Annotated in this window: 18 protein-coding genes; 6 read left to right on the top strand and 12 right to left on the bottom strand. The window is 59.8% G+C overall.

The window, feature by feature from the left end; all coding sequences use genetic code 11:
* Positions 1-78: 78 nt before the first annotated feature.
* The gene (locus WMO17_RS01980) at positions 79-1578 is read right to left on the bottom strand and encodes a carbon starvation CstA family protein (protein WP_349137368.1); all 1500 of its coding nucleotides are present in this window, start codon (positions 1576-1578) and stop codon (positions 79-81) included.
* 312 nt (positions 1579-1890) lie between these two features.
* Positions 1891-2808 (bottom strand): LysR family transcriptional regulator, encoded by a 918-nt coding sequence (locus WMO17_RS01975; RefSeq protein WP_348584076.1) that lies wholly within the window; start codon positions 2806-2808, stop codon positions 1891-1893.
* Positions 2809-2945: 137 nt separating this feature from the next.
* Here WMO17_RS01975 and WMO17_RS01970 point away from each other — a divergent pair, with 137 nt between their 5' ends.
* The 3 genes from WMO17_RS01970 to WMO17_RS01960 are packed head-to-tail and all read left to right on the top strand — an operon-like array spanning position 2946 to position 4630.
* Entirely contained in the window at positions 2946-3161 is a 216-nt protein-coding gene (locus WMO17_RS01970) for a hypothetical protein (RefSeq protein ID WP_005938496.1), read from the top strand.
* Between the two features lie 16 nt (positions 3162-3177).
* Entirely contained in the window at positions 3178-4080 is a 903-nt protein-coding gene (locus tag WMO17_RS01965) for a ketopantoate reductase family protein (protein ID WP_223388480.1), read from the top strand.
* Between the two features lie 10 nt (positions 4081-4090).
* The gene (locus WMO17_RS01960) at positions 4091-4630 is read left to right on the top strand and encodes a histidine phosphatase family protein (protein ID WP_097776749.1); all 540 of its coding nucleotides are present in this window, start codon (positions 4091-4093) and stop codon (positions 4628-4630) included.
* Positions 4631-5196: 566 nt separating this feature from the next.
* Here WMO17_RS01960 and WMO17_RS01955 read toward each other — a convergent pair.
* Both WMO17_RS01955 and WMO17_RS01950 read right to left on the bottom strand, forming a co-directional pair.
* Complete coding sequence (locus WMO17_RS01955) at positions 5197-6903, bottom strand: coiled-coil domain-containing protein (protein ID WP_349137367.1); 1707 nt, start codon at positions 6901-6903, stop codon at positions 5197-5199.
* A gap of 5 nt (positions 6904-6908) precedes the next feature.
* A complete protein-coding gene (locus WMO17_RS01950; protein ID WP_120081255.1) occupies positions 6909-8966 on the bottom strand; it encodes an efflux RND transporter permease subunit in 2058 nt (685 codons plus the stop codon).
* A 338-nt stretch (positions 8967-9304) separates the two neighbouring features.
* Here WMO17_RS01950 and WMO17_RS01945 point away from each other — a divergent pair, with 338 nt between their 5' ends.
* On the top strand, positions 9305-10654 hold the full coding sequence (locus WMO17_RS01945; protein WP_120081256.1) for an MATE family efflux transporter: 1350 nt from the start codon (positions 9305-9307) through the stop codon (positions 10652-10654).
* Positions 10655-10782: 128 nt separating this feature from the next.
* Complete coding sequence (locus WMO17_RS01940; protein WP_005937502.1) at positions 10783-11520, top strand: Type 1 glutamine amidotransferase-like domain-containing protein; 738 nt, start codon at positions 10783-10785, stop codon at positions 11518-11520.
* A gap of 143 nt (positions 11521-11663) precedes the next feature.
* Here WMO17_RS01940 and WMO17_RS01935 read toward each other — a convergent pair whose 3' ends face one another.
* The 6 genes from WMO17_RS01935 to WMO17_RS01910 all read right to left on the bottom strand — a co-directional run bounded on the left by WMO17_RS01935 (position 11664) and on the right by WMO17_RS01910 (position 19112).
* Positions 11664-14957: an ATP-binding protein gene (locus tag WMO17_RS01935; RefSeq protein WP_349137366.1), complete on the bottom strand. Its 3294-nt coding sequence runs from the start codon at positions 14955-14957 to the stop codon at positions 11664-11666.
* The gene (locus WMO17_RS01930) at positions 14954-15550 is read right to left on the bottom strand and encodes a DUF4194 domain-containing protein (RefSeq protein WP_005937508.1); all 597 of its coding nucleotides are present in this window, start codon (positions 15548-15550) and stop codon (positions 14954-14956) included. The genes WMO17_RS01935 and WMO17_RS01930 overlap by 4 nt, the downstream gene beginning before the upstream one ends.
* Complete coding sequence (locus WMO17_RS01925; RefSeq protein WP_349137365.1) at positions 15537-16964, bottom strand: Wadjet anti-phage system protein JetA family protein; 1428 nt, start codon at positions 16962-16964, stop codon at positions 15537-15539. The genes WMO17_RS01930 and WMO17_RS01925 overlap by 14 nt, the downstream gene beginning before the upstream one ends.
* A gap of 317 nt (positions 16965-17281) precedes the next feature.
* Positions 17282-17875 (bottom strand): hypothetical protein, encoded by a 594-nt coding sequence (locus WMO17_RS01920; RefSeq protein ID WP_349137364.1) that lies wholly within the window; start codon positions 17873-17875, stop codon positions 17282-17284.
* Between the two features lie 561 nt (positions 17876-18436).
* Positions 18437-18772, bottom strand: coding sequence for a hypothetical protein (locus WMO17_RS01915; RefSeq protein WP_349137363.1), 336 nt, complete (start codon positions 18770-18772; stop codon positions 18437-18439).
* A 94-nt stretch (positions 18773-18866) separates the two neighbouring features.
* Positions 18867-19112 carry a hypothetical protein gene (locus WMO17_RS01910; RefSeq protein WP_349137362.1) on the bottom strand — a complete coding sequence of 82 codons (246 nt, stop codon included), beginning with the start codon at positions 19110-19112 and terminating at the stop codon, positions 18867-18869.
* 97 nt (positions 19113-19209) lie between these two features.
* Between WMO17_RS01910 and WMO17_RS01905 the strand changes: the two genes are divergently transcribed.
* On the top strand, positions 19210-19881 hold the full coding sequence (locus WMO17_RS01905) for a hypothetical protein (protein WP_349137361.1): 672 nt from the start codon (positions 19210-19212) through the stop codon (positions 19879-19881).
* 62 nt (positions 19882-19943) lie between these two features.
* On the opposite strand, the gene WMO17_RS01900 is transcribed toward WMO17_RS01905, so the two are convergent.
* Together WMO17_RS01900 and WMO17_RS01895 are read right to left on the bottom strand one after the other, a co-directional pair.
* Positions 19944-20270 carry an acylphosphatase gene (locus tag WMO17_RS01900; RefSeq protein ID WP_349137360.1) on the bottom strand — a complete coding sequence of 109 codons (327 nt, stop codon included), beginning with the start codon at positions 20268-20270 and terminating at the stop codon, positions 19944-19946.
* Between the two features lie 176 nt (positions 20271-20446).
* Positions 20447-22102: a putative manganese-dependent inorganic diphosphatase gene (locus WMO17_RS01895; protein ID WP_097774076.1), complete on the bottom strand. Its 1656-nt coding sequence runs from the start codon at positions 22100-22102 to the stop codon at positions 20447-20449.
* Between the last annotated feature and the right edge of the window lie 77 nt (positions 22103-22179).

Genomic DNA, 22179 nt, shown 5'->3' with positions numbered 1-22179 from the left:
GGCACCCTCCGCCGAGCCATTTCAGCGGAGGGTGCCTTATTCAGCAGATTATTTGTATATATGTTTGTATATATCGTGTCATGCCTTCTGGGCTGCCTTCTTCGTTGCGTGGAGGAAGATGGCCAGCATTGCAATGGCAAAGATGACACCGATGGGGTATGCCACTGCGGTGTTGTAAATGGTGGCGCCCTCTGCGGTCTTGCTGTTCAGCAGGCCGCCCAGGCATTCGGGAGCCAGAATGAAGTAGGTGGAAGAGACCGCGCTCATGAAGGTGGCAGGCACAGCGGTGATCCAGTAGTTCTTCTTCTCCTTGAACAGGTACATGGAGGCGGCCCACAGAACGATCATGGCCAGCGTCTGGTTGGTCCAGCTGAAGTAGCGCCAGATCACAGTGTAGTTGATGAAGCCCAGTGCGTTGCCGATGCCCAGGAAAGCGCCCACGCCCAGAACCGGGATGCAGAGCTTCAGGCGGTTTGTGTAGCTATCCTGATCGATCTTGAACCAGTCGGCCAGAGTCAGACGTGCGGAGCGGAATGCGGTATCGCCGGAGGTGATGGGGCACACCACAACGCCGATCATTGCCAGCGCGATGCCCACACCGCCCATGGTCTTGGAGCAGACATCATAAATAGCCTTGGACTGGCCCATGGCCAGTGCTTCAGCCAGACCGGTGTTCAGGCCGCCAGTGACTTCGTACAGGCTGCAGCCGGCAGCGGCCCAGATCAGAGCGATGACGCCCTCGCAGACCATTGCGCCGTAGAACACGAAGTGGCCCTGTTTCTCACTCTTCATGCAGCGGGCCATCAGAGGCGACTGGGTGGAGTGGAAGCCGGAGATCGCACCGCAGGCCACCGTGATGAACATGAAGCTCCAGATGGGGGTGCCCGACGGATGCATGCTGCCGAAGTGATCCCAGATCTCCGGGATGGTGTAGGCAGGGTTGGTGAAGATGCCGAAGATGACGCCGATGGCCATGATGATCAGGCAGATGCCGAAGATGGGGTAGATCTTGCCGATGACCGCGTCGATGGAGATAAAGGTCGCGATAAAGTAGTACACCAGGATGATGATGAGCCAGAACAGCAGCGAGGTGAGCACGCCGGAAGCGCCGCTCTGATGGCACAGCTCCACGATCAGGCCGGCGGGGCCTACCGCGAACACAGTGCCCACCATGATGAGCAGCACCACCGAGAACACGCGCATGACGTTCTGCATCACAGGGCCTAAGTATTTGCCGGTGATCTCAGCGATGGAAGCACCGTCGTTGCGCTCACTCATCATGCCGGAGAAGTAGTCGTGCACACCGCCTGCAAAGATGGTGCCGAAGGTGATCCACAAAAAGACCACAGGCCCCCACAATGCGCCCTGCATGGCACCAAAAATGGGGCCAAGGCCGGCGATGTTCAGCAGCTGAACGAGGAACAGCTTCCACTGGGGCATCACAACGTAGTCCACACCGTCATTGATGCGCACAGCAGGCGTTTCGCGGTCGTCCGGACCGAAGGTGTTGTCCACGATCTTACCATAGACAAAGTAGCCCACGATCAGGATCGCCAGACAGAGTAAGAAACTGATCATACCAGAAACCTCCTTTTTCTTTGTGCCGGAACCATGGAAGTATTTTCCATATTTTTCATCCATCCCGGCCAGCTTTCTGTGTCTATGTTAACATATTTTTCATAAAAGTGATAATATGCTTCTGGTATAGGGGCATATCAAAGGCCATATACCAGCAAAGATTTTTAGCCGATGCTTCGTCTCTTTTTCGTGCGGTTTATCAACAAAAAGACAGCCGCAGCGCATAAAGCGCCGCGGCTGTCGGCCAAATTCCTTTGCTTTCCGGTTTTTCTGCATTCTGATGTTTTGCCAGTTCTTAACCGGTTTCGGCGGTCATTTCACGGTCAGCGCCGCCTGCTTGTGCAGCAGCTGCACAAAGGTCTGCTCCTCCGGGCGCAGGGTCCCCCTGTCCGGATAGACCAGAACATCCTTCATGCGCTGGCGCTGGGCCGGGCATTTCCTGAGCACCAGATGATACTGCTCCAGCGCCCGCCGGGGCATGGGTGACGCCCACATATAGGCATTGGGCAGGTTCTGCAGGATGGAGAACTGGCTGCACCGCTCGTACACATGGATGCGGCGGTTCGGGTTCGTATGCCAGCGCAGGCCGCTGTCCTCACCGCCGGGCAGCTGGAAATCACCGTGCAGGACTTCCATATAGCTGTTCAGCTGGGTGATGTCGGTCACTTCGCACTTTGCCAGCGGGCCTTCGCGGTTGGTCAGCAGCCGGTATTCAAACTCCATCACCGGCTCCCGGTGCAGGCCGTGACGGTCGCAGTAGCGGTGGTAATAATCCTCGTCCTCCTCCGCGTAGCGCAGCAGGGCCAGATGATAGCCCCGCCGCAGTACATGGTCCAGCGCTTCCATGGAGCCGGATTCCCGGATATGCACCCGCAGCTGCTGGCTGTCTGCCATCTGCTGCAAAAAATCCACCGTCGCGTAGGAAGCGTAGGTGGCGTGGGGCAGCACCACCCGCAGCTCCGCACAGCTGCTCTGCCGGCTGCGGGCATCCAGATCCAGCCGGTCCACCTCGTCCAGCACCCGCTCTGCCTGCCGGATAAAATGCCGTCCCTGTTCGGTGGGGATCATGCCGGTGGACGAGCGCTCAAAGATGCGGATGCCGTATTCCTCTTCCAGATTCTTGAGCGCCTTGCTCACATTGGGCTGGGCCGCATACAGCTGCTTTGCCGCCGCGCTCACCGAGCCCCACTTGCGGATGGCCACCAGATAACGCAGTTCCGTAATATTCATGTGACTGCCCCCTGTTCCAAAAATCATTCCTATTTTATCAAGCCGGGCGGCCGGCTGTCAAGCCAAATGCGGTTGACGCGCCCCGCGCAGAGCTTTATAATAAAAATGCTGTATTTATAAAAAGGAGTTTAGCTGCTATGGAGACTACCTACCGCGTTCTGCGCATTGAAGAGCAGATGTATGGCTGCGAGGAGCTGCCCGCCGGCCAGCCGGTGCTGTGCGATGTCACGCTGGCCGATCCCGCCGGGGAGCGGCGCACCCTGCCCTACCCGGACAAAGAGCTCACCCGCCTAGGCATCGACGAGGGCAGCATGGTCGTCCTGACCGCAGACGGCACACTGAAAAAAGCATAAAATGCAGGAGGAACTTATGAAAAAGATCAAAACCTCGGCCCTGATCGGTCTGGGCGCACTGGGCATCCTGTTCGGCCGCAAAATGCCCGGCGTGCAGGTCATTGCCGATGAGGATCGCATCGCCCGCTACTCTGCCGAACCGGTCGTCTGCAACGGCGAAGCGTGCAGCTTTCGTTACGTCACCCCTGCCGAGGGCAAACCGGTAGACCTGCTTCTGGTGGCCGTCAAGGCTACGGTGCTGGAACAGGCCATTCAGGACATTGCAAAGTTCGTAGGGCCGGACACCGTGATCCTCAGCGTGCTGAACGGCATCACCAGCGAGGAGCACATTGACGCAGCCTATCCCGGCCACACCCTGTGGAGCGTTGCCATCGGCATGGACGCCACCCGCACCGGGCGCACGCTGGTGTTCAATCAGGCGGGCAAGATCCAGTTCGGTGAGCGCAGCGGCGAGATGACCGACCGTGTGCAGGCCGTGGCTGACTATCTGGACGAGTGCGGCATTGCCAACGAGCCTTGTGGGGATATCCTTTACAAGCAGTGGAACAAGCTGATGGTGAATGACGGCCTGAATCAGGCCGCAGCCGCCTTTGACCAGCCCTACGGCGGCCTGCGCCAGCCCGGCGAAGCACAGGACATGATGCGCGCGGCCATGCAGGAGGTCATCCGGCTGGCGAACCTTGAGGGCGTGCCCCTGCCGCCGGACAACGATGTGCAGTTCATCGACGCCATGATGCCCACCTTTAACCCCGAGGGCATGCCCAGCATGCGGCAGGATGTGCTGGCAAAGCGCCCCACCGAGGTGGAGGAGTTTGCCGGTGTGGTGCGCCAGCGGGCCAAGAAGTACGGGATGCCCACCCCTGCCAACGACTTTTTCTACACCCGCATCCGCGAGATCGAGGCGGGATACGACCAGTAAGGAGCCACCCATGCATACGCTTTATTTCACCCGCCACGGAGAGACCGTCTGGAACGTTGAAAACAAGATCTGCGGCATGACCGACAGCCCCCTCACCGAGCGGGGCCGCCAGCAGGCCCGGAAGCTGGGCGAAGCCGTCAAGGCCAGCGGGGTGCACATCGATGAGATCCTGTACTCTCCCCTGTCCCGCGCCGCCGACACCGCCATGGCCATTGCCGAGGCCACCGGCCTGCCCGCCCGGTGTGAGCCGCGCCTGCGGGAGCAGTGCTTTGGCAAATACGAGGGCACGCCCCGCAACGGCGGCGAGTTCCGCGTTTCCAAGACCCACTTCGCCGACCGCTACGACGGCGGCGAGAGCATGATGCAGCTGGCCCAGCGCATCTATAACCTGCTGGACGAGCTGAAGGCCGACACCGGCAAGACCTATCTGCTGGTGGCCCACAACGGCATCGCCCGGGTGGTACAGTCCTATTTCTACGATATGACCAACGAGGAATACGCAGCTGCGGGCATCAAAAACTGCGAACTGGTGGAATACCATTTTGAATGATGTTCGCAAAACGATTTAAAATGCCCTCCGCTTCGCTCTGGGCATCTTTAGCGGAACGATTATTTTTATAGAAAGAAAGCCGGAAAATCTGCGGATTTTCCGGCTTTCGCTTTTCACGGGAGAGGACTGGGCGGCAAAGTTACTGGCTCGAGTACAAAGCTTACAAGCGCGCCTGCTCCCCTGCGGGGAGCTGCCGCAGCAGCGGCTGAGGGGCCTTGAAATCGGCGGAACACAAAAAATCCTTTAGCGGAGCGGCTTGGATTTTTTGTATGGAGCCCATCTTCTTTGGGGTTACTAGGGGCGTGCAGCCCCTAGTTCGTGCCTCCCGCGCCTCGAAAGTAGCGGAGACCTTGCCGCGCTGAACGCGCGGTATTTGCTACGCAAACCGGTCTGCGGCTTAAAAGCCCCACTGGGGCTTTCATGCCCTGCGGGCACCGCCGTCCTTTCTGGTTCTCTTTTGGCACGCAAAAGAGAACATACCCGGCGGCGATGCCTTTTGCAAAAGGCATAAAACTTTAAACACGCGACCACTCTCTGTGCGGGAAGCATCCCCCGTATCATAAAAATCAGCCTTTATACAGCCCAAACAGCTTGAGCAGCTTCTGCCAGAAGGTCAGGGTCACAGCTGCCGGTTCCGGCTGGGCAGCCGGGGCCGGGGCCGTGATGGCAGTGGTCTGCAACGCAAACTGCACCGCGCCCACCTCGGTGTTCTCTGCCGAGGTGAAGCTCTGCACCTCCCCGCCGCCGGAAAGACTGTTCAGCAGGCCGTCCAGCTGGGCACCCATGTCGATGCCGGAAACATTCTCCCGCAGCTCACCGGTGCCGCCGGTCAGCTGCGATGCACCCTCCGCCAGCTGCGCAACGCCCGCCTTCAGCTGGGCTACACCGTCGGTGTAGGCGTTCAGGCCGTCGTCCAGCTGGACGTACTGGGCGGCAAGCTGGTTCACGCCGTCGGTAAGCACCGAGAGATTGCCCAGCATCCCAGTAAGCACACCGGCCAGCTGACGCACCCCGGCATCAAACTCGCCGTAGCTGCCGTTCAGGGTGCTGCTGCCCTCGTGCAGCTGGGCAATTCCGCCGTTCACGGTGTCGAGATAGGTCTGCATGGCATCGATGTTGGCCGTAGACCCCTGCAAAAGCAGGATCACATCCTTGAGCTGCGGCATCATCCACACCATGCCCTGCAGCTGCTGGATGGCCTTGGCGTTGCCCTCCTTTACCACGTCAAGGTCAAGGCCGTTCTCTTTCAGGATGGCCTTGTAGGCTTCAAAGCTCACCTGCTGCTCCAGCTGTGCCGCGCCCTCATCCAGCCGGGCAATGCCGTCCCGGATCTGGGTGGAGGCATCCAGCAGGGTGTTCAGCTCGTCGGTGGAGGCAGAGATGCCGTTCAGCGCGGTCTGCATCTGGGTGAGGGCGGCACGCACCCGGGCTGAGCCGCCGGTCAAGGCACCGGAATTGCCGTTCAGGGTGTCGATGCCCGCCTGCACCTGCGCAATGCCGTCTGCCAGCGCGTTGGCACCATCGTCCAGCTGAACGGAGCCGCTCTGCAGCTGTTCCAGCATCCCGGTCAGGTCCATATCCCCGAGGTCGAGGTTCAGGTTCAGCCGCACGCCGTTCAGGGATACGGCGTCCATGGCAAAGTCCGTCACATCGGCGGTGACGGTCACGTCGCTGTCCGCGCCCGGCAGCAGGATGTAGGAGAGCTGCTTTTTGCTGCCCACATTCGCCACCGTAGCGCCCGGTGCTTCAATGTTCCGGGCAAGGCCGGTGTCCAGACTCATGGTCACCTGCAGCGCGTAGTCGTCAAAAAAGCTGCCGGTGCAGTCCGGGTTGCGGCTCACCTGCAGCCGGATGGAAAGGGCACCGCTTTTGCCGCCCAGCTCGTCGGGGCTGATTTCTGCCCCGTCCAGCGTATAGGTCAGCTTTACCACCCATGGCAGGGCCGTGGCGGCGTCCATGGTGCCCTCATAATAGAGCTTGCCGTCCTCGGTCACATGCACCGTGACCGTATCGCCGCTCTGCTCCACGGCATCGCTCGTGGTCATGTTGCGCACGGCAGTGTAGCTGCCGTGGTCCGCAACGGTGTCCCCCGCCTGCACGGAAAAGCTGTTCACGGCGTACACGCCGGTCACCGCACCGGAGGCCGTAAGATTTGCATAAATGACCTCTTCCTTGGCAGCGGAGGCTGCTGCAAAGGCCGGCAGACTGCTGCCCGCCAGCAGGCAGCCTGCCAGCGCCAGCGCCGACACCCGGCGCACAAATCGATGTTTCATCTCGGTCAAGCCTCCTTCGGCTGTTTTTTCTTTTTTATAATGAGCGGGTCGGCCAGATACAAAAAGCCCGGCAGTGCCGAAAGCACGATGGCCAGCGACACCAGACTGCCCACGCCCAGAAAATTGCCCAGCTGGCCCAGCAGCTGGTTTGTGGAAATGGCTCCCATCAGGAAGCCCACCACCGCCATGGCGCTGCCGGTGGTGCTGACCGAGGTGGTCACGGCGGACACCGTGGCCGCAACGGCTTCTTTGCGGCCCAGCGTCTCGCGGAACTCCTGATAGCGGTCGGAGAAGAGGATGGCGTAATCCACCGTAGCACCCAGCTGCACCGAGCTGATGATGAGATAGGCAATGTAGAACACGTACTGGCCCCGGAAGTACGGGATGGCCAGATTGATCCAGATGGCGGTCTCGATGCTGAGCACCAGAATGATGGGCAAAAGCAGCTGGCGCTTCATGAGGAGCAGGATCAGGAATACTGCGCCGATGGCCAGCAGGTTCACCTTGACCATGTCGGCCGTGATGGTGTCCATCAGGTCATAGGTGCTCACGCCCTGACCGGCCAGATAATAATTGTCCGGGTAATATTGCTGCACCGTGGCGCGCACCCGCTCCACCAGCGCAAAGGCCCCATCGCCCTCGGTGTCGGCATCCACCGTAAGCACCATGCGGGTGTAGCCGCCGGAGACCAACAGCCCCAGCGTATCCCCGGGCACGAACTCCGGCGGAATGGACGCGCCTGCGTTGTCCACATAGGAAAGGATGCCGGTCACCTCCGGGATGGCGTGCAATGCATCCGAAAGCTTTTGCTGCGTGGCAGTGTCGCCCTCCGGCACCAGTACAACGTAGGTGTCGCTGCGGCCAAAGGTCTCCTCGATGGCGGCGGTGTCCGCACCCAGACGGGTGTTCTCGCCAAACATGTGGGCGGCACCGTAGTAATACTGGTTCGAGTTGGAGGCCAGATAGCTGGGCACCATCAGAATGACCAGCACCAGCGCCATGGGCAGCATGATGCGGGCCACAAAGTGGCCAAACTTGTCAAAGCTGGGCAGCAGGGGCCTGTGGTGGGTCTTATCCATCCACTGATACGCTGCCAGCGTGAGCGCGGGCATAAAGGTGAACACGGTGACAAGGCTCAGCACCACGCCCTTTGCCAGCGCAAGGCCCAGATCCGGGCCGATCTGGAACTGCATGAGCACCAGTGCCAGAAAGCCGATGACGGTGGTCAGGCCACTGGACAGGATGGAGCCGGTGGATCTGCACAGGGCATCCACCATGCACTCCTCCGGGCTGGCATCCGGGTTTTCAGCCCGGCACTCCGCAAAGCGGTGGATCAGGAACACCGAGTAGTCCAGCGAAACCGCCAGCTGCAGGATGCTGCCCGCCGCGTTGGTGACAAAGGAGATGGTGCCGAAGATGAGGTTCGTGCCGTTGTTGAGCAGGATAGCCGCGCCAAGGCCCGTCAGCACCAGCAGCGGCTCCGCCCAGGAATCGGTGGTCAGGATCAGGATGAACAGCACATACACCACCGCGATGGCGGCGATCTTTGCCACCTCGGTCACGGTGGAGTTGGTGGCAACGGCAGTGGAGACCGCCGCGCCCTCCAGCGCGTTGCCCTCCCCGATCAGATCCCGCACGGCAGCCACGGCTTCCAGACGCTTCTCGTCCTCCACCGTCACGGTGAACAGGGCGCAGCCATCCTTATAATAGCTCTCCACCGTGGCGGTGTCCTGCATCTGCAAAGGCACTGTCACATCCAAACTGTCGTCCAGCCATGCAACGGAGGACACTCCATCGATGGCGGCAAGCTTTTCCTTGTACTCCAGCGCCTGCGGCACCGTCACATCCCGCACCATGACCCGCATGTTGGGGATGCCGCCGGTGAAAGCACCGTTCATCACCTCGATGGCGGTGGTGGAGGGGGATTCCGGCGGCAGATAGTCGTTGATATCGTAATCCACCTTTACCTGACGCACAGCGAACACGCTCAGCACAGCCGTCAGTGCAAACACCGCCAGCACCAGCCTGCGGCGGCGCACGATGGCGGTATAAAAACGTTTCATCAAAACAGGAGTTCTCCTTTCCGGATCCATAAAAAACTTTTATCATTCTAACAGGTTTGATAAACGTTGGAAAGAGACAGTTTATGAATTTTGACCCTCGAATGCCGATTTTTTGATTTTTCTGCCTTGACAACAAAAATAAATTCTGATATGCTCTTTTTCAGTTCATCGGAGGACCGTTTTCAACGTAATTTGAAACGGGCCGGATAAGATGCCGTGCAGACAGCGCCCCGCCGGAGGTTTCGTTGCCGTAGTGACGAAGCAGATCGAGGCCGGGCGTGTACTCGCGGACATTTATCCGGCCCGTTTTTTGCACCTTGTGCAGAAAGGAGGACGCCATGTCCAAGCAGCGGATCCAGCTTTCCGATCATTTTACCTATTCCCGCCTTTTGCGGTTCGTGCTGCCCTGCATCGGCACCATGCTGTTCACCTCCATCTACGGCATCGTGGACGGCCTGTGTGTCTCCAACTTTGTGGGCAAGACGGCCTTTGCGGCGGTCAACCTCATCATGCCGCTGCCTATGCTGCTGGGCACCATCGGCTTTATGCTGGGCACCGGCGGCAGCGCCATCGTGGGCATCACGCTGGGCGAGGGCGACCAGAAAAAGGCCGACCGCTATTTCACCCTGTTCCTGCTGGCGGCTCTGGTCTCGGTCAGTGTGTTGGCGGTGCTGGGCATTGTGTTCCTGCGGCCCATTGCCGTGCTGCTGGGCGCAAAGGGGGAGCTTTTGGACTACGCGGTGCGCTATGGACGCATCCTGATGGTGTCACTGCCCACCTTTGCGCTGCAGAATATGTTCCAGAGCTTTTTTGTCACCGCCGAAAAGCCGCACCTCGGCTTCTGGTTCACCGTGGGAGCGGGCTGCACCAACATGGTGCTGGATGTGCTGATGGTGGGTATCTGGGGCTGGGGCGTGGAGGGCGCGGCCATTGCCACCTTTATCAGCCAGCTGGTGGGCGGCGTACTACCGGTGTTCTACTTCATCGACCGCAGCAACTCCAGCCGCCTGCACCTGTGCAAGACCAGTTTTTACAGCAAAGTCCTGCGGGATGCCTGCATCAACGGCTCTTCCGAGCTGATGACCAACCTTTCCATGTCGTTGGTCAATATCCTGTACAACTACCAGCTGCTGCGTCTGGCCGGTGAGAACGGTGTGGCCGCCTACGGTGTCATCATGTACGCGGCCTTCCTGTTCGTGGCGGTGTTCGTGGGCTATGCCGTGGGCAGTGCGCCCATCGTCAGCTTCCACTACGGTGCCCGCAACCACGCCGAGGTGCACAACCTCTACCGGAAAAGCCTGCGGCTCATCGCCGTGGTGGCTGTGACCCTGACGCTGGCTTCCATGTTCATCATCCCCTGTGTGGCGCGCATTTTCGTGGGCTACGATGCGGAATTGCTGGCCCTGACCAGCCGGGCCTTCCGGCTGTACGCGCTGAGCTTCCTCATCATGGGCTTCAACGTGTACGCGTCCTCCTTCTTCACGGCGCTGGGCGACGGCGTGACCAGCGCGCTGATCTCTTTTTTGCGCACGCTGGCGTTTCAGGTGATCGCCATTCTCCTGCTGCCGCTGCTGCTGGGCATCGACGGCATCTGGCTGGCCGTCACCGCCGCCGAGCTGGCGGCTCTGGCCGTGAGCGCAGCCATGCTCCTCACCAAGGACAAGGTGTTCCATTACCGCAAGGCCTGATAAGATCCCCTGCTTTCTGCGAAACGGCGAAAAGCGGGGGATTTTTTTGGTGATTCTGGCTCTGCCGCTGGCAGCAAAATCGTGTTAAAATGGACACAGCCTTTATTCACTTTTTATGAGGAATCATTATGACATTGTTTTTGACCAGCAGCCCCAGCGGCTGCCCCTTTGAGCCGGGGCCGGATATTCCGGTGCTGGACACGCGCAACCACTTTGTGGCGAACCTGCGGGCCGTCTGGCCGGATCACGCCGTGCTGGGCCTTGCCATTGCGGCAGACCCCTATGCCTACGAGCAGAACGACGAGATGTGCCGGGTGTTTGCCCAGAGCTTTGCGAATGCCCACCTGCCCCTGACGGCGCTCATCCCCTGCGATGCCCGCAATGCCGAGGAGATCGGTTCTCTTCTGCCCCAGAGCGGCTTTGTGATGCTGTGCGGCGGGCACGTGCCCACCCAGAATCACTTTTTTGCTCAGCTGGGCCTGCCGGGGCTGTTCCACAACTACCACGGCATCGTGCTGGGCGTGAGTGCCGGCAGCATGAACGCCGCCCACATCGTGTACGCCGCGCCCGAGGAACCGGGCGAAGCCGCCGACCCCCATTACTCCCGCTGGATGAACGGCCTTGGCCTGACCGAGACCCGCATCCTGCCCCACTACCAGTTCATCCGGGATCATGTGCTGGACGGACAGAAGGTGGAGGACATCGCCCTTGCCGACAGCAAAAAGCGGCATTTTCTCGCTTTGCCGGACGGCTCGTATATCCTGTGCGCCGACGGCAGCGAGGCGCTGTACGGCAGAGGCTGGTACTTTGCGGATGGGATGATGGAAGAGATCAACGAGGATGAAGATGTGCTGCCACTGCGGTAGCAATAAAAAGAAGCACGCAGATGCGTGCTTCTTTTTTTATGATGTTCTGCTGCGCAGAAATGAGGTTGCTGCGCAATGATGTGTGCTATCGCACATTCTATCATGCCCCGCAGGCAGACATCATTGCGCATATAATGCGCACATCATTCCGCCGCAAGGCGGACAAAGGGCGCTATTGCGTTGGTATCGCCGTGGCGGACGATGGAGTAAGTGATGTCGCAGTAGGGCTGGATGGCGGTGCTCTTTTCCACGGTGGAGATGAGCAGCACCTGCAGCTGCAGGCGGCGGAACAGCTCCATCATGGGGCGGATGCGGTCGCTGGTCATCTTGCTGAAGGCTTCGTCCAGCAGCACAAGGCGGATGCTGTTCTCGCTCTTCTCATAAATTTGCAGAAGGCTGGCGCAGATGGCCACATAGAAGGGGGCCTGATTCTCGCCGCCGGAGGAGTCGCGGCTGACCCGGGACAGGTACGCCTGCTGGCCGGTGACCCGGTTGGTCACCTTGATGTCATAGTCCAGATAGGTGCGGTAGTCCACATAGTCCGACAGGGTCACGCCGCCGGTGCGGCCCTCCTGCCGGGCGCGGGTGTTCTCGTCCACGTCCGCCATGATCTTTTCCATCAGCTCGTCCACCTGACGCTCATAAGCAGGGTCGGCGGTGGCGGCAAGGTTGTCCAGCGAGTCGCCCTCGGTCATCTGCTGGTTGCCCTTGTCCACGATGACCTGATAGAAGGCCGCCAGCTGCGGGTCGCGGCTGGGCTCCAGCTCAAAGCGGTAGACCTCCTCGCCGTAGGTCAACTGTTCCATCACCTTGTTCAGCTCCCGGAACTGCCGCCGTGCGTTGAAGATATCGTCCTTCATGCGGAACAGGATATCCTTGCGGAAGCGGTCCTTGCAGTCCCGCTGGGCCTGCTCCAGACGGGCGGCGTAGCGTTCCAGATCGATGCGCACAAGGCTCTCGTGCTGGGCGCGGTACTGGTCCAGCCCTGCAAGGCCCAGCGGATAATCGCACACATAGTGCTCGTTGTAGGCTTTCTGGGCCGGTTCCAGCGTGCCGGTCAGATAGACGGCCAGCGCATCGTCCAGCTTGGCCTGCGCCTTTTCCGCAGCCTGTGCGGCGGCGCGGGGCTTATCCGCCGGGGCCAGCGCCAGCATCCGGGTGCGGGCCAGCGGCTCCACCAGTGGATGCGCCGCAAAGAAGCTCCGGGCAGCATCGGCGCTCTGCTGTGCCGTTTCCCCTGCCTTTTTCTGCTCTGCTTCGCAGGAGGCGATCTGCTTTTGGCACACGCGGATGTCGCCGCCCGCCTGCTCCACGGCGGCGCGGGCAGCCTCCCACGCGGCTTCGCGGGCTTCTTCCTCCTTGTAAAGCTGCTGCAGCAGCGGGTTCTCGCGGCACTCGGTGAGCTTTGCTTCCTGTTCGGTCACAGCATTCTGTGCGGCAGTCAGTGCGGCGCGGGCATCCCACAGTGCAGCCAGCTCGTCCAGTGCCGTGCCCCGCAGCAGGGTCTGGTACTGGTTATAGGCGGCTTTCAGGTTCTGTTCTGTCTGGGCGGCAGCACGGGCGCTTTCCCCCAGAGCTTCCAGCTCGGCCGCCAGCGCCCCGGCGCGGGCGCGGCGTGCGTCCAGACCGATATACCGCTGCGGAGTGCGCAGCCGTTCCAGCCGGAAGGGGTGGTGGCGCAGAAGGTCGCGGGTGGCGCTGTCAGGATGCTGTTCCAGCGTATCGGGGGTATCGCAGCAGACGATGCGGCCCAGAATGGTCTGGGCATACTGTGCAGCCAGCGGGTTTTCGCTGCTCACCTGCGCGGCAAGGCTGTCCGGGCCGTACTTGTCGGCGCGGCGGTTGGCCTTGCGGATGCCCGGGGTGTCCAGCAGGCTGATGGGGCCTACCTTGTCCTTCAGAGCCACAAAGGCGCTTTTGGCGGCTTCGTAGTGGGCGGGCGGCACAAGGATGTCAAAGCGGCGGTCCCCAAGGCAGGCTTCCACGCAGTCCTGCCAGCTTTCGTCCTCCACGTTCAACAGTTCACAGAAAATTTTCGCATCCGGCTGCATGCCCCGGCTCTTGAGTTCCGCATTCACGGCATCCCGCACCCGGGTGGCGGCATCGCCGTGGGGGTAGACCCACTTGCCGCCGGACACCGCGTCCAGCTCGGCGCGCTTCACGGCCTGATCCCGGTGCAGGGCGGCGGTGTTCTGGCGGGCAGCAAAATAGGCTTCCTCCAGCGGTTTTTCCTGCGCGGAGAGCCATGCGGTGAGCTGCGGCAGAGTGTCCGCCGTCAGCTCTTCGGCCTTGATGCCGACAGCAAAGCCGCTGCGGCGCAGCACAGCCAGCAAGCTCTGGGTGCGGGCAAGGGCACTTTCTGCCTTTTCGGCTTTGTGTGCGGCGGTATCCAGCGCCGTTTTGCGGCGGGAAAGCTCCTCGGTCAGGGCATCCAGTGCCCGGCCCTCGCCGCTGGCGCTGGCAGCACCGTGGGCGGAAAGATAGGCCCGGCGGGCTTCCGCTTCGGCATTTTTGGCCTCGGCATAGCGGGCGTTCAGCTGTTCCAGCTGGCGGCGGCCCGCATCCAGATGCTCCTGCCAGACGGTCTGTTCGCTGCCGTCGGCAGCGGCGCGGGCCAGCAGCGCCGCGCCCCGGTTCACAAGGGTCTGGGTCTGCTTTTCGGCAGCTTCGCGGCCAAAATCCACGATCTCTTCCAGCGCGTCGGCGCGGGTCTGTGCTTCGGCCAGCACGGCGTGCAGATTTTCCAGTTCCAGCCGGTCGCCCTGCAAAGCGTCCAGATCCAGCTCCGGCTGGGGCAGGATGTACTGGTACAAAAACTCCCGGAAGTTGGGGATCTCGTCCATGCTGGTGCCCATCTGGAACACCTCGTTGAACTTTTTGCCCAAGGGGCTGGAGGCGCGCCCGATGCCCAGCGCACGGCAGATGCGGTCCCGCGCTTCGCTGGGGCTGCGGGTGTAGGAGAGACGGCCTGTTGCGGGCTTGAAGTCCTCCTTTGCGCTGGGTGCACCGGTCTTGGGGTCGATGAAGGGCAGCTGTTCCAGCGTGCAGCCGTCCTCCGAAAGATACCATGTCTGATCGCCGGGGTGCAGCTCCTGCATGGGGCCTTCGGACTCCACCCGCACCGCGATGACGAAGGGGGTGCGCTTGACGCTGTCCCAGAACTCCGCCCCGATGTAGGCCACGGTATGGCCCGGGCGGCGGTAGGCGTTCTCGCCGCGCTGCTTTGCGTGCACCGAACCCTGCAGGGTGCGGCCGCTCTTTTTATTGCCCAGCGCATTGAAATTGCGGTTGGTGGTCAGGCAGTAGCGGATGGCATCCAGAATGGTGGTCTTGCCCACGGCGTTCACGCCGATCATATAGGTGAGCCGTGCGCAGTCGAAGGTGACATTTTCAAAGTTGTGCCAGTTGATAAGCTTCAGCCGTTTGAGTTCGATCATTCTTCACCCTCCCCTGCTTCTTCCGGTCGTTCATAAAGGCCAAGCTCTGTGCGGGTGCGGGCAGATTCTGCCGCTGCATCCGCAAGGTCGGCATCCGGCAGGGCCAGCAGCACGGTGGGAAATACTTCAATGCGGCTGTCCAGCCCGGAAAGCCGCCCCACAGGCCGCGCCAGATTGTACCGGCGCAGGGTGCGCATGAGGTTTTCCAGCGTTTTCTGGTCCAGACGGCGGGGCAGATTCATCTTCTGCAGCTCGGTCTGCACCTCTTCCACCGTCACCAGCACCTCGTCGGCATTGGCCGCAAGGCTCTCGCGCTTTTGCAGGTACAAAAGCCGCAATACCAAAAGCAGGATGCTCTCGTATTTCAGCAGCCGGGCCTGACTGCCCTCGTGGCCGTTGACCAAAGCCGCCGCCTGCAGGGGTGCCGGGTACAGCAATACAGAATAGCCCAGCGGGGCGAACACAGCGCGGACCTCGTCCAGATGGTCCTGCACATAAAGATATTTTGCCCGCTGATCCTCCACGCCGCCCAGCACGAAGCAGTGGTTCAGCAGGTAGTTTGCGGTTTCTTCCAGCATGTTAATGGTTGCCATTTTCTTCCTCCCTGCGGCGGGTGAGGACAAAGTCCTCAAAGCGGAAACCGCCGCGCTCCACCCAATTGCCGGTGAGCTGAATGTCATAATCCCGGTGCGGCGACTGCGAGTAGGTGTGCAGGCCGATGATGCGGGCAAAATCGTTCGGGTATTCGTCTGCCAGAAGTGCCGCGTTCACCTGCGGGCGGGCGGCAAGGGCCTGCCGGGCCAGCAGGGCCACGTTCTCCTCGGTAACGGCAAGGCGGGCGTAATCCAGCAGCAATTGCTGCTCTTTTTTGAGCTGTTCCGGATCGAATACTTCGGTGCGCACCGGGGCCAGCGGCTCGGCGGTGCGCTGGGCAGCGGGCGGGTACAGAAATTTTTCCCCGAACACTGCCGCCGGGTACAGATGCAGCCGCTTTGCCACCGGGCCGTCGTCCGGCTCAAACAGCTGCTCCGGAGTGCGGATGTCCTCGGCGTAGCGGCGCAGCAGGGCGGTGACGCTGCCCTGCGAAGAACGGTCGCTCAGCAGCAGGAACTGTGCCCGCTGCACAGCCCGCTTGCGGTAGCGGATGTGGCTTGCATCGATCTCGCGCATGAGCAGGCTCATCTCTTCCAGCGCGTCCCGCTGCTTCTGGATGAGTGCACGCACGGCAGGTGTCGCTTCGTTCGGGGCGCAGCGCTCCACCCGGGCATAATCAAAGGCCAGCTGCGGCAGGTAGTTCTCCTCGCAGTCGTCCAGCTCCTCTTCCAGATAGGCGCGGTAGTTGAACAGGTTGTCGCTGGTCTTGAAGCGGTGGTAGGCCGCCGCCACCACCTTTTCCTCGTACTGGTCGAACAGTTCCAGCACCTCCTGCGGGGTGCGGTTGCGGGTGAGCCGGTCGATATAGTGGCCGATGGAGGCGTTGAGCGCCCGGAGAGAGCGGTTCAGCGCGTCAAGGTCTGCGTCCACCTCCCGCAGAACGTTCTCATAGGGGCTTTTTTCCTGCCCGATGCTGCCCAGCAGCTGCCATGCCTTGTACAGCTTGCCGGTGTAGGTAACCACGCGGGGATTCAGGATTTCTTCCAGCGCTTCCAGCAGCGGCGTTACCTCCGGCGCAAAGGCAAGGGACGCTTCCCCCTCGTAGCTGCCGGGCTGCTCTTCCAGCCAGCCGGTGCGGCGCAGCCGCAGCAGAAAGCCCACGGCCAGCGTGTGAGGGTCGCGGGTGGGCTGCTCTTCTTCATCGCCCGCACCGTCGGCATCCAGCGCAAGGGGCTTTGCCAGTGCGGCAAAGTAATCCTCGGCACGCCAGACGGCCTCCGCACGGGAAATGCTGTAATCCGCCGTGTGGCGGCACTCCTCCCAGAGCAGAAGCAGCAATTCCGCATAAAAAGCCCGGTTCGGCCCCGCCAGCGGGCGGAACAGCCGCGGGGACACCAGTTCAAACAGCTGCATGGAAACGTCCTTTCCTGTTCACATCAGAATACGTTTTTATTGTACCACAAAACGACACGGTTTGACAGAGAAACCATTCAGAATTGCCGCCGGGAGGGGCGGGGCAGACTCCTTCCGTCAAACCCTGCAGGTTTGCCACCTCCCTCAGTGAGGGAGGCTCTGGCGAAACCGGAAGCTTTGCACCTGAGCCGGAAGCTTTGCCGACGCGAAAGGCTCCCTCTTTGAGGGGGCTGTCGCCGCAGGCGACTGGGGGAGTTTTGGCCTAAACGCAAAAAAGCCCCGGGGAGCGGGATGCTCCTCGGGGCAACAAAACTTTATTAACTACGAATCGTACCTTCACACTTGATGGCAATGCCAATGTAAGTCTTGCCATTGGAGGCCGTGTAGGTTGCAACACCGACATCTTTCATGGTAGACAGCTTTCCAGAAGGAGTGCCGGGGGTCGCATTCTCCAGGACATCATCCAGTTTTGCCTTGAATTCATCGTTAACTTCCAGCGGCTTTACATCTTTCAGTCCAGCTTTTGTAACCGGTGTCAGCATTTCATCCATTTTATTCGGGTCAAATACATACATCACAAAAGAAACAGTATTTTCAGCTTCATTCATATTGAGGTCAGAAACACACTGCATGTATTGGGCCGTTCCGCTTTCATCATTCTGCACATACGGAACATCTTCTGCTTTGATAATGCCAGTATCATCCGTTTTGGCCAGAACGGCACGAACCTTGCTCTGCAGATCGGCATTATTGCTGTAGCTTGTGCCATTGACAGTATTCAGATACTTCAGCACCTTGCTCTCGATCTCATTCGAGCTGCTTCCACCAGCGCCACCACCGCAAGCGGTGAGCATTGCCAGAACCATCACGCCGGCCAGAAGGGCGGCTGCGAAACGTTTGAACATTTTCATTTCATGTTCCTCCCAAATTTCAAATTCTGACGGTTTGGGCGACCCCAAATCGCTTTACCCGTCTGAATTTATTTTATCCATACCCCCCCCCGCATGTCAACAGGCAGATCGCCCAAATTCCGCCCTTCTTTTTGGCAATTGTCCCCAAACACAAAAAAGCCCCGGGGCAGGGCGAACTCCTTCCGTCAAACCCTGCGGGTTTGCCACCTCCCTCAGCGAGGGAGGCAACCCTCTCAGTCATCGCTGCGCGATGCCAGCTCCCCCGAGAGGGGGAGCTTATTTGCTGCAAACCGTCAGATGCCTAAAAGCTCCCCCCTTTGGGGGAGCTGGCACGCCGTAAGGCGTGACTGAGAGGGTTCAAACGCAAAAAAAGCCCCGAAGGGCGGCCTTGCAGCCACGCTCCGGGGAGAAAGGGTGAGGAATTTTTTACTTCTTATAATAGTTCTTGATGCGGATGGAAATACCAATGTAGCTCTGCTCGTTGTTGCCCTTGACCACAACGCCAATCTCCGACCAGATACCGTCCTGATTCACGCTACCGCTGACATCCGTTTTAATATACTACGAGATATAAGTCAAAACAGTGCTCAGGAACGTATTCTTATAGCTATTCCGAGCAGTAACAGTAACGACCAGATCATTTCCAATCCGATCTTTGTAGCCCTTGAGTGCTCCAGCATAGCCAAGGAAATTGTATTCAAGAGACTCATCCAGTCTTCTTTCAGCCACTGCGCGGAGCTCTGCGTCATTGGTCACCTGGACGCCCTTCTCCTGACTGATCTGGGCCAGTACTTTCTGCTCTTCGGTTGGGCCGCCGCCACCGCCGCAGGCCGTCAGCAGGGCCAGAGCCATCACACCCACCAGAAGCAGGGCAGCAAATTTCTTCAGCTTTTTCATTGTAAAGCGCCTCCTGTCATTTCAAGATTTTGTTGATTTGTCTCATTTCAGTGCTGTGTTTTCGCACTACAGAACGGGTGTCGTTCTGGCCTGATTATATCCGACAGCAGTTGGTTTTGTCAATCGAGAAGATGCATAAAGTTTCCGAAACATTTTCGTTCAAAATCAATGAAACAGCGGCTTTTTTGTTGCAGTATTGAGATACACTGTCCTTATTTCGCAAAGGTTCTTTACCGTGCTGGAAAATCTTCTTCCAGCCGGAAGCTCCATGCTGTTCTTTTCCGGGGCACAGTCCTTCCCGGTTTGAACAGATGTTGTGTTCCGATCCATCTTGATCCATCTTTCAGAATCCTTTCAAAAAATTACGATTTTACACAATTCTACCATTTTTGCATGGTAAAATAAGGTCGTAGAAAAAACAAAGGATGTGGCTCAATATGCAACACTGTCCCGCCCGCGCGGCACAGCGGCTGGCGGCGGCAGTTCTGGCGCTGTGCCTTGTGCTGGCTCTGGCCGTTCCCCACGCACACGCAGCTGCCCTGCAGGAAACGCACGGCATCCGGATGCTGGACTTCAGCACCAGCCAGATCCTTTCCATCGGCAACCAGACCTCCGGCAAATGCAGCTGGTACGCCTTGCGCTATGCACGCACCATTCTGGATGGAAAAGTTTCCTCCGGCAGCGGCATGTGGTCAAACGGTGTGGTCTGGTCTGCGGGCGGCTACTACGGTTATTCCGGCAGCCTGTCCGAGTGCCTGCAGAAGCTTTACACCGAGCTTTCCGCCGGGAAGCCGGTGATCGTGCATCTGAAAAACACTGCGGTGAGCGGCGTAAAACGGCACACGAACCGCACCTCCAGCTATGAATACCACCTGACCAGTTCCGGCTGGAACAAGGTCAATTACCCGCACATCGCCACCAGCGCCGCCTATGGCCACTGGGTCTGCGTGGTGGGCATCCGCCCGGATGCAGACCCCGCGAACCTGAAGGAGAGCGATTTCTACGCGCTGGACCCGGCCCGTGTTTCCGCAAACGGCACTCTGGCTGTGACCCGGCTGCTGGACGGCACCATCTGGACAGACAATTCCCCGCTAAAAACAGCAGGTTGATAAATTTAGAAAGAGCAAAAAAGCTGACGCTTTCGCGTCAGCTTTTTTGTTTGCAGTTCAGATCAATACCCTTTTACCGAGAAGCCCCGCTCCCATGGGTCGGGCGGCAGATCCTTCTGGCGGATGCCGGTGATCTGGATATAATCGCTTTTCTGGATCATGGCGAACAGCCGCAGGAACTTTTCCGGGTCGCCCTGCACTTCCAGCGTCACGCTGCCGTCGTCCTCGTTCTCCACCCAGCCGGTCAGTTCCAGCGTCTGGGCCGCATAGCGGGCGCGGTAGCGGAAGCCCACCCCCTGCACCTGCCCTTCGATGGAATAGCGGCGGCGCACAGTGCCTTCCGGGAGGGAGGGCGGCGTGCGGTCTTTTTTGTTTAAAAAGTTGAACATATCATTTAAACCTTTACCGGGCTCGCCCTCTCCGTCATTGCTCCGCAATGCCACCTCTCCCAGAGTGAGAGGCCTTGGCAGTCCATGCAACGTTTGCGGTTTTGCCAAGGGCTCCCCCCTTTGGGGGAGCTGTCGAGCAAAGCGAGACTGAGAGGGCAAGGAAGCTTTCCTTTCCCTCAAAGCTCCTGATAGGCGGTCATCAGCGCCGGGATGAACTGCTTTTTGCGGCTCACCACACCGGGCAGGGTAAAGCTGCCGTCCTCGGCAGGCTGGGTCTCAAAGCCGTCCGAGAGCACCTCGGAAGCATAGCGGCCATCGCTGATGACCACGCTCTCCTCCTTGGGCACGTCGGTGAGCAGCATGTAGATATCCTCCACGTTCTGCTTGTTGCGGGCTTCTTCCAGATAGGGCTGCAGCAGCGCTTCGGCGGCAAGCAGGTTCTTGCGGGTCATGTAGCTGCCCTGTGCCACGCCAAAGCGGATATCGCCGCACATGAACACCTTGAAGTCCTGCAGGAACACCTCCTCGGCGGTCTTGCCGTCCAGCTTTTCGCCTGCTTCAAACATCTCGCTGGCAAACTCGTCAATGTCCACACCGGCAATTTTTGCCAGACGCTTTGCAAGGGCCTCATCCAGCGGGGTGCAGGTGGGGCTGCGGAACACCAGCGTATCCGAAAGGATGGCCGCCAGCAGAAGGCCTGCGATCTGCGGCGGGATCTCCATACCGTTCTCGTCGTACATCTGGGTGATGATGGTGGCAGTGCAGCCCACCGGCTGGTTGCGGAAGTACACCGGGCCGCTGGTCTCCAGACTGCCGATGCGGTGGTGATCGATGATCTCCAGAATTTCGGCCTGATCGAAGCCCTCCACGGCCTGGGTGGCCTCGTTGTGGTCCACCAGGATGATGCGGCGTTTTTGCAGATTGATGATGTTGCGGCGGCTGACCATGCCGCAGTATTTGCCGTCCTCGTCGAGGATGGGGAAATAGCGGTGGCGTACCTTGGCCATCACGCGGGTGACATCGGCCACCGGGGTGACGAGGGTGAACTTCATGATGTCGCTGCGGGTCATATAGTAGGAGATGGGAGCGCACTGGCTGATCAGCTTACCGGCGGCGTAGGTGTCCACCGGGGCCGACATGATGGCCACGCCCATTTCCTCGGCAATGCGCTGGATGGTGCGGCCCACCTTGGAGCCGTTGCAGATGATGAGCAGCGACGCTTCTTTTTCAATGGCGCACAGCTGGCTTTCGTAGCGGTTGGTCAGGATGACGATGTCGCCTTTTTCCACGGTATTTTCCAGCATTTCGGGCGTGGCGGTGCCGATGCGGATGTGACCGGTGGTGCACACGTCGTCCTCGCGGCCCACCACCATGGTGCCGCCCAGCGTTTCCAAAATATTGCGGTAGGTGGTCTGGCTCTTGGCCAGGATGCCGGTGTCGAACACGTCCATGTTGGCGGTGGCAATGTCCTTGACCGTGATCACGCCCTCCAGCTCGTTGTCCGGGCTGGTAACAGGCAAGGTGTCGATCTGCTTGTCGCGCATGATCTCCCACGCCTTGCGCAGGCTGGTGGAGCCGGGGATGCCGGGCATCTCGCGGTAGTCCACATCGCGGATCTTGGGGTTCACGTCCGTGCACATGCGCGGGGGCTTTACCCCGAACTTTTTGAGCACGAACTCGGTCTCCTGATTCATTTTGCCTGCACGGCGGGGCTCACAGACCAGATCACTGGTCTTGTTTTTCAACTCTGCATAGGCAATGGCCGAGCAGATGGAGTCGGTATCCGGGTTGCGGTGGCCGATCACGACCACCTTATGGGCTGCTTTTGGCATATTGTTCCCCCTTTGGGTTCTGATTTACCTTTTATTTCTTATCTCATTTACCACAGTGCACTCCCCTCTCCTGCAAA

It is taken from the genome of Faecalibacterium faecis (assembly GCF_040096475.1).
Lineage (GTDB): Bacteria > Bacillota > Clostridia > Oscillospirales > Ruminococcaceae > Faecalibacterium > Faecalibacterium taiwanense.
The sequence above is the reverse complement of the archived record's forward strand: the minus strand, read 5'-3'. Positions and strand labels throughout refer to the sequence as shown.

Bases quoted from the DNA above. Each gene is read 5' to 3' on its own strand.
- WMO17_RS01920 (WP_349137364.1), bottom strand. From the start codon at position 17,875: ATGAAAATGTTCAAACGTTTCGCAGCCGCCCTTCTGGCCGGCGTGATG.
- WMO17_RS01965 (WP_223388480.1), top strand. From the start codon at position 3,178: ATGAAAAAGATCAAAACCTCGGCCCTGATCGGTCTGGGCGCACTGGGC.
- WMO17_RS01915 (WP_349137363.1), bottom strand. From the start codon at position 18,772: ATGAAAAAGCTGAAGAAATTTGCTGCCCTGCTTCTGGTGGGTGTGATG.
- WMO17_RS01905 (WP_349137361.1), top strand. From the start codon at position 19,210: ATGCAACACTGTCCCGCCCGCGCGGCACAGCGGCTGGCGGCGGCAGTT.
- WMO17_RS01980 (WP_349137368.1), bottom strand. From the start codon at position 1,578: ATGATCAGTTTCTTACTCTGTCTGGCGATCCTGATCGTGGGCTACTTT.
- WMO17_RS01930 (WP_005937508.1), bottom strand. From the start codon at position 15,550: ATGGCAACCATTAACATGCTGGAAGAAACCGCAAACTACCTGCTGAAC.
- WMO17_RS01935 (WP_349137366.1), bottom strand. From the start codon at position 14,957: ATGATCGAACTCAAACGGCTGAAGCTTATCAACTGGCACAACTTTGAA.
- WMO17_RS01955 (WP_349137367.1), bottom strand. From the start codon at position 6,903: ATGAAACATCGATTTGTGCGCCGGGTGTCGGCGCTGGCGCTGGCAGGC.
- WMO17_RS01925 (WP_349137365.1), bottom strand. From the start codon at position 16,964: ATGCAGCTGTTTGAACTGGTGTCCCCGCGGCTGTTCCGCCCGCTGGCG.
- WMO17_RS01910 (WP_349137362.1), bottom strand. From the start codon at position 19,112: ATGGATCAAGATGGATCGGAACACAACATCTGTTCAAACCGGGAAGGA.
- WMO17_RS01975 (WP_348584076.1), bottom strand. From the start codon at position 2,808: ATGAATATTACGGAACTGCGTTATCTGGTGGCCATCCGCAAGTGGGGC.
- WMO17_RS01945 (WP_120081256.1), top strand. From the start codon at position 9,305: ATGTCCAAGCAGCGGATCCAGCTTTCCGATCATTTTACCTATTCCCGC.
- WMO17_RS01895 (WP_097774076.1), bottom strand. From the start codon at position 22,102: ATGCCAAAAGCAGCCCATAAGGTGGTCGTGATCGGCCACCGCAACCCG.
- WMO17_RS01900 (WP_349137360.1), bottom strand. From the start codon at position 20,270: ATGTTCAACTTTTTAAACAAAAAAGACCGCACGCCGCCCTCCCTCCCG.
- WMO17_RS01970 (WP_005938496.1), top strand. From the start codon at position 2,946: ATGGAGACTACCTACCGCGTTCTGCGCATTGAAGAGCAGATGTATGGC.
- WMO17_RS01950 (WP_120081255.1), bottom strand. From the start codon at position 8,966: ATGAAACGTTTTTATACCGCCATCGTGCGCCGCCGCAGGCTGGTGCTG.
- WMO17_RS01960 (WP_097776749.1), top strand. From the start codon at position 4,091: ATGCATACGCTTTATTTCACCCGCCACGGAGAGACCGTCTGGAACGTT.
- WMO17_RS01940 (WP_005937502.1), top strand. From the start codon at position 10,783: ATGACATTGTTTTTGACCAGCAGCCCCAGCGGCTGCCCCTTTGAGCCG.